The following is a 10903-nucleotide window of genomic DNA, read 5'->3' on the forward strand; positions in this document are numbered from 1 at the left end:
ATTGGCTGGACCATCGCCCGCGCCTCATTCCTTGGGTGCCACTGCGCCGACATGCTTGGCCCAGCCCGACATGTCGCCCGAATCGAAGGCATCCACTTCCGCCGCGCCGAAAGTGACCTCGGCTGACTGGTTGTTCATGCCCCGCGCCAGGTAACGCCCGCCGACCAGGTCGTAAACCGTTTCCAGCGCCGGCAGCAGCAGCGGCTGGTCGTAGGCCATCAGGGTATGCACCTCCTGCATGGCGTCGAGGGTGCCTTCCGCGCCGTAAAGCTCGGCCAGCAGCACCTGCCAGGAATCCTCGTCCAGGTACAAGGTGCGGCGCGGCCAGATGCAGGACTGCGCCGGGCGGCACTTGCCGTCCAGCACCCAGACGCGGTGCAGCTCGTAGCGCGTCACGTCCGGGTTGAGGTGGTGTGTTCCCAGCAAGTCGGAATAGCTCAGGGCCGCGTCGTGCAGGCGGTAGCTGTTGTAGGGCACGTACAGTTCCTGCTTGCCCTTGAGTTTCCATTCATAGCGCGCCGCCGGGCCGTTGTAGCCCTCGACCTGGTCTTCGTGCAGCAGGCCGTTGGCGCCCAGCACCGGTGTGTCGCCGCCGGCGTCGCTGGTGGCGGCGATGGAACGCTGGCCCGGGCTGCGCTGCCAGGCACGCGTCGGCGGCACCAGCGTGTCGTAGATCAGCTTCAGCGTACCCGCCAGCTTGGCCGGCTCCAACACGGCGCTGGCGCTGTAGGCCAGCACCTGGCCGACGTGCTTGCGCGGTGCGGCGTCGATGGCCTCGTAGCGCGCACGTTCCGCCAGCCGCACCAGGCTGGCCGCGCCATCGGGCGAGACGCTGATCTGCACATAGGTGCGTTCACGCCCGGCGCCGCGCCAGCGCAGGCGCTGATTCCACATCGCTTCGCTGCCGTTGTCCGGCAGCGGGAAGGGAATGCCGGCCACGGCATGCTGCGGCGTGCCGGTGGCCGTATCGCCGCCGTCGTCGAGGAAGGCCTGGGTGGCGTTGCGATAGGTGCCGGCATAGAAGGCGTCCGGCGCGGCGAAGCTGCGGTGCGTGGGGTACACCGGGAGCTGGAAGCTGTCCGGGTAGCGGGCGAACAGGGCCTGCTGGCCAGGGCTGAGCTTGGCGGCATAGCGGGCCAGGTTGTCCTTGCCGATCAGCAGCAGCGGCTTTTCTCCAGCGTAGGGGTCGATGTAGCGCCCGCCCGCCTGCCATTCGGCCGGGCGGCGCTGCGGCGTCAGGCCGCCGTCCCAGGGCGGGATGCTGCCGTCGGCATTGCCGGCGCGTTCTCCGCCCAGCGGGGTGAAGCGGGCCGCGAGCTGCCCCGCGGCCTGCGCGCCGACGCTGGCCGCGGCACTTCCCGCCAGCAACCCCAGCAAGCCGCCCGCGCAGCAGCGCAGCAGCCACCGCTTGCCCGAACCATCCCCCATGCCACCGCCCAAGCCATTCATGTTCTGTATTTCTCCTCGCAGGCGATGGAGACGATAACCGAATCAGGCCTGCTGCGGAGATGGTTTGCGCATCGGCGCCGCTGCTACTAGAGTGATCGCGGATACGACAGCGTATGTGCAGGGTGTCAGTAGAATCATGAGCGAAAACAACAGCGAAACCGTTGCCCGGCAAAGTCTCAGCGCCGAGCACTGGGCCGAGGCGGCTCTGGACGCCATGTCCTCGGGCGGCCTGGAAGCGGTGGCGGTGGAGCCGTTGGCGCGGCGCCTGGGCGTGACCAAGGGCAGCTTCTACTGGCACTTCGCCAACCGCGACGCCCTGGTCCATGCCGCCCTGCAGCTGTGGGAGAAGCGCGAGACCGAGGACGTGCTGATCGGCGTCGAGGAAGAGGCCGATCCCTACGAGCGCATCGTCAAGCTGTTCAAGCGCGGCAATTCCAGCCACCGCGCCGGCCGCCTCTACCTGGCGCTGGCCGCCGCCTCCGACGATCCGGCGGTGGGGCAGGTGGTGAAGCGCGTCTCGGCGCGGCGCCTGGCTTACCTCTACAAGTGCTACCTGGGCCTGGGCCTGGCCGAGCGCGATGCGCGGCTCTGGTCCACCTTCGCCTACGCCACCTTCATCGGCAACCAGCAGGTGCATCGCGACACGCCGGACGAATTCCCCGCCGGGGCGGATTTCCGCGAGTACTTCAAGCTGATGCTGCGCAGCCTGATTCCGCGCCCGCGCAGCAGCGACCCCGAACATCCGCACGTGGTGAAACTCCACCCCGGCAGCGAATAGCGGCAAGGGCGGCCTGAGGCCGCCGCGGCAATCCCGGGGTACACCGAGGGATGCCGGAGGTGCGCCCGGAGAGGCGCATTTACTACTCGCCGTGGGACACGGCGGGCGGCACTATTGGGTGCTGCCATAACAAACCAGTGGGACAAACCAGCGGGCGAACACAGCCCGCGGCCATAGGGGACAGGGAAAATGAAGTCGAGCATCAGGGCAATTCTCGTTTGTGCCGGCCTCTGCATGGGCCTCGCCGCCTGCGGCAGCAGCGCGCCGGCGGGCTCCGCAAGCAGTTCCGGCAGCGGGTCCAGCAGCAGTTCGGGCGCCGGTTCCAGCTCGGGCAGCAGCAGTGGTGCCGCGGGCACCATGACCTACACCATCTGCCCCGGAGCTGACGCGCAGAAGAACGCCCTGATCGCCTTCTTCGACGCGCATGAAGGCGACACCATCCACTTCTGCGCCGGCCAGTTCGATTTCACCTCAGGCCTGGTGATGACCGGCAAGCGCGGCATCACCATCGAGGGCGAGGGCCGCGACAAGACCATCCTGTCGTTCAAGAACAGTCCGGCCGAGGACGGCGTCAGCATCAACCACGTCACCGGCGTCACCGTGCGCAACCTCACCATCTACGACGCGCCCGGCAACGGCCTGCGCATCTTCCGCACCGATTACGTCACCGTCAGCGGCGTCAAGGTCGGCTGGAGCGTGGCCGATCCGGAATCGCCCAACTACGACGCCTCGCAGAAGTCCTGGACGCACGACGGCTCCTACGCGTTCTACCCGGTGCTGTGCCACCACGTGCTGATCGAGGACTCGGTTTCCATCGGCTCGTCCGACGCCGGCGTCTACGTCGGTCAGTCCAACGACGTCCTGGTGCGCAACACCGAGGCCTTCCACAACGTCGCCGGCTTCGAGTTCGAGAACACCTATCGCGCCGAGTTCGTCGACAACATCGCCCACGACAACGTCGGCGGCTTCCTGGTGTTCGACCTGCCGGGCCGCGCGCAGAGCGGCGAAAAGAACCTGGTGCATCACAACGAGTCGTTCAACAACAACATCAAGTCGTTCGCGCCGCGCGGCGCCATCGTCGGCGACGTGCCCGCCGGCACCGGCATGCTGGTGCTGGCCTCGGACCAGCTGGAGGTCTACGACAACGACATCCACGACAACAACACCTCCGGCATCTTCGTCGTCAACTACGGCCTGGCCGACAGCAGCGAGCCTTCCACCAAGTACGACTTCTACCCGGAAGGCATCCATATCTACGCCAACACCTTCACCGACAACGGCGGCAGCCCGCAGCCGGTTGACCTGTCGCGCGACACCTGCACCGGCCCCGGCGGCCTGCCCGGCAAGGGCGATTCGATCGGCTGCCTCGGCGACAACCCCTCCCTGTTGCCGCTGATCCTGCAGGTGAAGAATCTCGGCCGCTCCGCCCAGCTGGTCTGGGACGGCGCCACCGACAGCCCCAACGACTGCAGCAGCTACCCGCTGGACGAGAACGGCGTGCCGCTGAACCAGCCGGACCCGAACGACCTGGAGCGCTACGAGGCGCGCACCGACGAGCGCGGACGCCCCAATTTCTACATCTACGACCCCACCCCCAAGTGCAAGTACAACGCCTGGAAGTTCAGCGCCGGCGGCGCGCTGAACCTGCCGCAGAACGGCATGTGCTTCGAGAGCAGCAACAAGTTCCTCAAGACCAAGGTCGGCACCCTGCTGGTATCGGACTTCGCCAACTTCCACATGCACAACGCGGACATCACCGATCCCACCAACCTCCAGTTGGTGACGCACGACCTGCCGCAGCAGTGCCCGACGCTGGCGCCGCAATACCTGGCGCAGACCACGCCCAACCTCGGCAGCTTCACGCCCAACCCGGGCGAGGACCCGCGGCCGACCGACGCGCAGATCGCCGCCGCCTGCGGCGCGGTGCAGTCCGGCCAGATCAATTACTCCGCGGTGAACGGCTACAACTGCCCGCGCCTCGACCAGTACGGCCTGTTCCAGGACGCGCAGGAGCCGCGCGCCAAGCCCAACGGCTTCGGCCTGCCGTACGACCTCAACACCATCCTGTTCTCCGACTACGCCGTGAAGTACCGCTTCCTGTTCCTGCCGCCTGATGCCGGCGGCAAGGTGCAGAAGGCCGGCTACCAGGACCACGACACCTGCAACACCCTGGCGATCTACGACTGCTACACCGCCACGCTCGCGTTCCCGGTCGGCACCGTCTTCGCCAAGACCTTCGCCTTCCGCAACGGCAACGACGAGAACGTGGTCGAGACGCGCCTGCTGATCAAGCGGCAGAAGCCCAACGGCGACATCTACTGGGTGGGCCTGCCCTACGAGTGGACCACCGACGGCAACGGCCAGCGCTATGCCGCGCTCAAGCTGGAAGGCGATACCAAGAGCGTCAGCTACGACTACGACGATCCCGATCCGGCGGTGGTGGACAGCAGCGGCAAGCCCGTGCACTACGGCCCGGGGACCGCGTCCGCCTACCAGGTGCCGAACGCCGGCGGCTGCGTCCTGTGCCACAACGGCGATGACCTCGAACCCGGTTCGCCGCCGATCGGGCCGAAGGTGCGCAACCTCAACAAGGATTACGCCTACGCCGACGGCGGCAGCATGAACCAGCTGGCCTACCTCAAGGCCCACGGCATGCTCGACCTGCCGGACGATCCGTCCAAGCTGGAGCGCCTGCCCAAGTGGAACGTGCCGGGCGACAGCGGCAAGACCGCCAACTCCGCCGAGGACGTGCACCTGCGCGTGCGCGCCTATCTCGAAGTGAACTGCATGCATTGCCACAATCCCGCCGGCAATGCGCAGAACTCCGGCCTGTCGCTGGACTCCTTCAACGAGCCGATGGACGAGGGCCACGGCATCTGCAAGCCGCCGATCGCCGCCGGCATCGCCGCCAACGTCGGCAACTACGACATCCAGCCCGGCGACTCCGCGCAGTCCATCCTCGCCGCGCGCGTGGCCTCGGTGCAGCCCGGCATCCGCATGCCGCCGATCTCGCGCACTGTCACGCAGACCGAGTTCGTCAACCTCGTCACGCCGTGGATCGACAGCGACGTCAAGCAGTTCGCCGATCCCAACTCCGACAAATGCGCCAAGGCCGCCGGCCTCGCGGTGCCGTCGGTGCCGCTCCTGCTGCGGGCGCCGCAGAAGGTGCAGGATCAGGGGAAGGTCAGGGTCGCGCCCTGGGGTTGATAGGCAGCCTGCCGCTGTTCCCCCTCTCCCCATGAACATGAGGAGAGGGTAGGGGTGAGGGGCGTTTTTTTTGCCTGACCAGGTACACACCTCCGTTTGCCGAAACCCCTGTTTTTCCCCATGCGTGCCATGCGTGCCAAGGTTTTTTGTTGGCACGCATGCGGCGAGCGATGTTTCTTTTCCTCCGGAAAGGGGCCGGGGAAAAACTGGATCCCCGTCTGCGCGGGGATGGAGCGCTTAAGGGCGACACTCCGGCTTTTGATGTTGTTTTGCGCTTTTGACGTTGCTTTTGATTTGGCCTTTGACGTTCCCCCCGTTGCCTGCGCCGAGCATCGCAGCCCGCGGCGACATAGGCTCGCGCCTGTTTGGCGCGAGGCGAGGCAGGATGCCGAAGCGTTTTTGTACAGGCCAGGGATGGCCTGTACAAAAACCCCGCCGCGGGCGAGAAGCGCAGGGGACCCATCAATCACCGATAGGTGATTGATGGGCGCAGGCTCCGGGGCGGCGCTTCTTTGGTTACTTTCTTGTCGCTGGAGACAAGAAAGTGACCCGCCTTCAAGGCGGAACCGCATTTTCAATCTGCGACTTAAACGCCTCGCGCGCAAGCGCGTACACCTAAGCTTCAGAGCGAGAGGAAAAGCCGCGTTCCGCCTTCGGCGGAAGGTGGAATGCGCTTCGCTTATTCCACCCTACAGTTTGAGTCCGAGTTCAGCGACCAAGGTGAACTTATTCTGTAACAAAGTTCGCTGAAGCCTGGATTCCGGCTTTCGCCGGAATGACGCTCTACTTTGTGTTCGGACTTCTGGCACCCTATGCACAGGGACGAACCACACAGGAAAGGATGGCGATGGACAACGCACTACTGATCGGCAAGGGCGATACGCAGCAATGGCTGCTGGCGCAATACGCCAACCGCCACGGCCTGATCGCCGGCGCCACCGGCACTGGCAAGACGGTGACCTTGCAGGTGCTGGCCGAAGGCTTTTCGGATCTCGGGGTGCCGGTGTTCGCGGCGGACATCAAGGGCGATCTGTCGGGGGTGAGCCAGATGGGCGGGGCCAATCCCAAGCTGGCGGAGCGGGCGCAGGCGGTGGGGATGAGCAACTACGCGCCGCAGGCCTATCCGGTGGTGTTCTGGGACGTGTTCGGCGAACAGGGACATCCGGTGCGCGGCACCATCTCGGACATGGGGCCGCTGCTGCTGGCGCGGCTGATGGGGCTGTCCGACGTGCAGGAAGCGGTGCTGCAACTGGTGTTCAAGTATTGCGACGACAAGGGGTTGCTGCTGCTCGATTTCAAGGATCTGACGGCGGCGCTGTCCTTCGTCGCCGACAATGCCAAGTCGCTGGGTGCGGACTACGGCCTGGTCACCAAGGCCTCGGTCGGCGCGATCCAGCGTTCGCTGCTGACCCTGCAGCAGGCCGGCGCGGAGCATTTCTTCGGCGAGCCGGCGCTGGACCTGCACGACCTGATGCGCCAGGACATGACCGGGCGCGGCATCATCAACGTGCTGGCGGCGGACAAGCTGTACCAGCAGCCGGCGCTGTACTCGACCTTTCTGCTGTGGCTGCTGTCGGAGCTGTTCGAGAAGCTGCCCGAGCGCGGCGACGCCGAGAAGCCGCTGCTGGTGTTCTTCTTCGACGAGGCGCACCTGCTGTTCAACGACGCGCCGAAGGCGCTGCTGACCAAGGTGGAGCAGGTGGTGCGCCTGATCCGCTCCAAGGGCGTCGGCGTGTATTTCATCACGCAGAATCCGCTGGACCTGCCGGACAGCGTGCTGGGCCAGCTCGGCAACCGCGTGCAGCATGCCTTGCGGGCCTTCACTCCGCGCGACCAGAAGGCGGTCAAGGCCGCCGCCGAAACCTTCCGCGCCAATCCCAAGCTGGACGTGGCCGATGTGATCCAGCAACTCGGCGTGGGCGAGGCACTGGTCTCGACCCTGGGCGACGGCGGTGTGCCGAGCATGGTGGAGCGCACCAAGGTGCGGCCGCCTCGGGCGCGCATCGGCGCCATCACGGCGGAGGAGCGCAAGCAGGTGATGAACCGCAGCCCGGTCGGCGCCAGGTACGACCAGACGGTGGATCGCGAATCGGCCTACGAGAAGCTGACCCAGCGCGCCGCGCAGGCCACGGCACCCGCGGCGGACGGTGGCGGCAGCCCGGGCCAGCCGGCCCCGGCTGCGCGCAGCGCGCGCCCGGCGCCGCCGAGCCAGACCCAGGTGGTGCTGGAAGCGGCGGCGAAGAGCGTGGTGCGCAGCATGGGTTCGCAGGTGGGCCGTGAAATCGGCCGTCAGCTGCTGCGCGGCCTGCTCGGTTCGCTGAGCAAGCGCTGAAGCAATCTGTTGTTGCCTCTCCCTTCGGGAGAGGCAACGCCCTCACCCCAACCCCTCTCCCGCAGGGAGAGGGGCTTATGAGGTCGCTGGTTTCAGGGGCCGGTCAGCGTGGTCGTGCTTTCCGTCTCGGCCTGGATTTCGCTGTCGTGGAACGGGAAGCGGTACCACTGCTTCTGCGAATAGGCCTGGGTGAAGTCCGCGTAGTGCGGGTTGGCCGGATCGGTGGACTGCGAGTAGGTGAGGAACCCCTCGGCGTGCACCCCGCCGCCGTCCCAGGTCACGGTCTGGATGTAGCTGTTGCCGAAGTTGATGTCATAGCCGTCCTTGGTCAGGGCGTCGGCGTAGGCGGTGGTGAAGATGCCGACCGGATCGCCGATGCCGCCGAACACCGGGATCTTGGTGCCGGTCCCCGTACCGGCGACGTTGACGCCGGAGTGCTGCACGGCGCCGAATTTGTCGGTGAAGAAAGTGGGGTCGGCGGCCTGCACCGCGGCCTGCGCATCGGACAAGGCTTTCTGCACCGAGGCGTTCGAGGTATTCAGCGTGTTCGGCGTGTTCACCGGATCGTTGACGTCGAACGGCACCTTCCACGGCGATGAGATCGCGTTGACGCGGTTCCAGAACTCCTGCCATACCGGCATGCCGATCGAATCCAGGCTGGCGGTCTTGTCCCACTGTGACAGCGAGCCGCAGGCTGCAGCGGTGTCATGCGTGCCGGCCTTGGGGCAGAGGTCGCTCAGCACCGAGGGCAGCGCCAGTTCGCCGCTGTAGACGCGGGCGGAGAGGGCGATGTCCTGCAGGTTCTGCAGGTTGAACTTGTTGCCGCTGCGCCCATCCGTACCGGCCAGGCGCTGCTGCACCTGCAGGATGCCCAGGCGCGTGCGCAGCGAGCGTGCGGTGCCTTCGGCGCCGATGATGCGGGCGAAGCCGGTGAGCGGCTGCTTCGGATTGGTCAGCCAGTAACTGTCGTTCATGTTGGAGACGAAGTCGGACCGGTCCAGCGCCGGCAGGTGCGAGGGGCCGAAAATGCCCGGCGCCTGCTTGGCGTCGTCGTCGGTCAGCCACTGGCAGTCCTTGCGGTTGCCGTAGAGGATCGGCAGGCCCGGTTCCAGCTGCGCCACCAGCGTGCCGGTGATCGGCGGGGTGCAGGCCTTGACCAGCGTATCCGGCGTGTTCGGCACCACCGTGATGTCGCCGTAATAGGCGTCGCCGCCCGGGCCCGAGGCAACGGTGTTGACCCAGGGTGTGCCCAGGATCGACTTGTGCAGCGATTTGAATTCTTCGAGGCTCGACGCCAGGTTCCAGGCGAAGAACTGGTTGATCAGGCGCGTGTTCTCCAGGTTGGCGTCGCGCAGGGTGAAGGCGGTGGTCTGGGTCCAGCTCAGCACCGGGATGCCCGAGACGGTGATGTTGAGCATCGGCCCGTACTGCGACTTGTACAGCGTGCGGGTCTGCGCCTTGACGGTGTTGTCGCTCTGCAGCACGTCCACCGACAGCGGCACGGCCGTCACGTCGGTCAGCTTGCCGTCGTAGAAGTACTGCTTCGGGTTCAGCGGGTTCAGCGGCAGCTGGTAGAAGGTGAAGCGGAACGCGGTGGAGACGGTGTGGCTCCAGGCGAAGTGATCGTTGAAGCCGATCAGGATCACCGGCACGCCGTAGAGCGAGACGCCCTCGATGTCCATCGTTCCGGGGATCGTCATGTGCGCCAGGTAGAGGCGCTCGGTGCCCTGCCAGGGGAAGTGCGGATTGCCGTAGACGATCGGCGTGCCGTTGTCGGTGGCGTCGGCGCCCAGCGCGTACATATTGCTGCCGAACTTCTTCTGGCGCAGCCGTGCGAAGGGCTGGTCGTCGGGGCTGGCCTGGGCCAGCGCCTTCATCTGCTTCTGGTAGCTGTCGGCCTTGGCGCTGAGCGGCGGCGGTGTGGCGGTGGCGATCTCGGTTTCCAGCACCGAGGAGCTGGCGATCACGGCGAGGCGGATGAAGCGGCGGTAGACGTCGGACTCGTTGATGTTCTGCAGGTAGGCGGCGCCGGCGCAGGCGGCCTGCCGGCCCGGATGCTGACCCGCCTTCAGTTCGTTCATCCAGCGGTTGAAGCCGTCGACATAGCCGGTCACCGCCAGTTCCACTCTCGAATCGGCGGCGGCCTTGAACTTGGCCACGTTGTCGTCGCTGGCGATGAGCTTCCAGAAGAAGTCGCTGTCGATGTTGTTGGCCGTCACCGGCACGGCGGGAATCGAGTAGGTGCCGGTGCCGCCCCAGTACCTGGAGCGCTCGCCGCGGATGGCGACGTAGTCTTCCATCATGGTGCAGAGGTTGTCTTCGGCGAAGGCGTAGCCGTAGCCGTAACCCAGGCTGCCGAAGTCGTTGGCCTTGATGTGCGGGATGCCGTATTTGGTGCGGGTCACCGTCACGTTGTACTTGGAAGTACTGCCGCCCGAACTGGAGCCGGAGGAACTCGATCCGGAGCCGCTGGAACTGGAAGTGCCGGAACCCGAACTGCTGCTGGAGCCGGAGCCGCCGTCCGAGCCGCCGCCGCAAGCGGCCAGCACGGTCAATGCCAGCATGGCGCCGGCCTTCAACAGGAATTTCATGATCTCCTCCGAGAGCTTTTTGAAAACTGTACCGGGTCTGGCGCCCGGTGATGATCCAGACTTTAGCACTCGCGCAGGCGGCTTGTAGTCGGGGAAATTCAGCCCAATGCCGGCGCACCCGGATAGCGCTGCACGCTTCCCGGGCTACCTGGTATTCGACCTGGAATCCGGGACCGTGGCGCGGCCCCGGATTACGCTGCGCTGCATCCGATGGGTATGGACTCCTCCCCCTTCTAAGTAACGGCATCTAAGTGCCAAGCTGGAATTGCTGAGGTTCCGGCTAACGAAGAGAGAGGAGTCCGACATGGAGATTACCGTTTTCTCGGTGGATTTGGCCAAGAACAAGTTCCAAGTGCACGGCTTTGATGCCCGAGGCGAAAAGCGGTTCGGCAAGACGCTCAAACGGGACCAGTTCCTGGTCTTTTTCCGCGGCCAGACGCGAGGCGCCCAGGTCTTGATGGAGGCTTGCGGCGGCGCCCACCATTGGGGCCGGCAGCTGATCGAACTGGGTTACCGGGTGCTGCTGGTTCCGCCCCAGTTTGTCAA

The 10903-nt window shown here is 65.9% G+C and carries 5 protein-coding genes and 1 pseudogene; 4 read left to right on the forward strand and 2 right to left on the reverse strand.

Features of this window, described 5'->3' with window-relative positions:
- Positions 1 to 24: 24 nt before the first annotated feature.
- A complete protein-coding gene (locus tag BP26_RS0120515; protein ID WP_051749229.1) occupies positions 25 to 1449 on the reverse strand; it encodes a DUF1329 domain-containing protein in 1425 nt (474 codons plus the stop codon).
- Between the two features lie 136 nt (positions 1450 to 1585).
- Here BP26_RS0120515 and BP26_RS0120520 point away from each other — a divergent pair, with 136 nt between their 5' ends.
- From BP26_RS0120520 to BP26_RS0120530, 3 genes are all read left to right on the forward strand, one after another.
- Positions 1586 to 2227 (forward strand): TetR/AcrR family transcriptional regulator, encoded by a 642-nt coding sequence (locus BP26_RS0120520; protein ID WP_051749230.1) that lies wholly within the window; start codon positions 1586 to 1588, stop codon positions 2225 to 2227.
- Between the two features lie 189 nt (positions 2228 to 2416).
- Positions 2417 to 5434, forward strand: a complete 3018-nt coding sequence (locus tag BP26_RS27900) for a parallel beta-helix domain-containing protein (RefSeq protein ID WP_084183282.1) — start codon at positions 2417 to 2419, stop codon at positions 5432 to 5434.
- Positions 5435 to 6275: 841 nt separating this feature from the next.
- Positions 6276 to 7766 (forward strand): helicase HerA-like domain-containing protein, encoded by a 1491-nt coding sequence (locus tag BP26_RS0120530; RefSeq protein WP_029922434.1) that lies wholly within the window; start codon positions 6276 to 6278, stop codon positions 7764 to 7766.
- Between the two features lie 92 nt (positions 7767 to 7858).
- Here the strand turns inward: BP26_RS0120530 and BP26_RS0120535 are convergent, their stop codons facing one another.
- Positions 7859 to 10357: a penicillin acylase family protein gene (locus BP26_RS0120535; protein WP_051749232.1), complete on the reverse strand. Its 2499-nt coding sequence runs from the start codon at positions 10355 to 10357 to the stop codon at positions 7859 to 7861.
- Between the two features lie 304 nt (positions 10358 to 10661).
- On the opposite strand from BP26_RS0120535, the pseudogene BP26_RS0120540 reads away from it, so the two are divergent.
- A pseudogene (locus tag BP26_RS0120540) lies at positions 10662 to 10903 on the forward strand (IS110 family transposase); the annotation flags it as partial.

This window comes from Nevskia soli DSM 19509, assembly GCF_000711955.1.
In the GTDB taxonomy this organism is placed as follows: domain Bacteria; phylum Pseudomonadota; class Gammaproteobacteria; order Nevskiales; family Nevskiaceae; genus Nevskia; species Nevskia soli.